The following is a 306-nucleotide window of genomic DNA, read 5'->3' as shown; positions in this document are numbered from 1 at the left end:
AGTGGTAGGGGAGCGTTCTGTAAGTCTGCGAAGGTGTATCGAGAGGTATGCTGGAGATATCAGAAGTGCGAATGCTGACGTAAGTAACGATAAAGGGGGTGAAAAGCCTCCTCGCCGGAAGACCAAGGGTTCCTGTCCAACGTTAATCGGGGCAGGGTGAGTCGACCCCTAAGGCGAGGCCGAAAGGCGTAGTCGATGGGAAGCAGGTTAATATTCCTGCACGACTTGTAATTGCGATGGGGGGACGGAGAAGGCTAGGTGGGCCAGGCGACGGTTGTCCTGGTGAAAGTGCGTAGGTGGTGTTTC

1 rRNA gene is annotated in these 306 nt (G+C 54.9%); it reads left to right on the top strand.

Annotated elements, in window-relative coordinates:
• Positions 1 to 306 (top strand): 23S ribosomal RNA (locus tag VF684_RS20980); the annotation flags it as partial.

The sequence above is a fragment of the Aeromonas sp. Lyrl_2 genome (assembly GCF_051948815.1).
Taxonomy (GTDB): domain Bacteria; phylum Pseudomonadota; class Gammaproteobacteria; order Enterobacterales; family Aeromonadaceae; genus Aeromonas; species Aeromonas veronii.
This window is presented reverse-complemented; position numbering and strand designations above follow the sequence as displayed.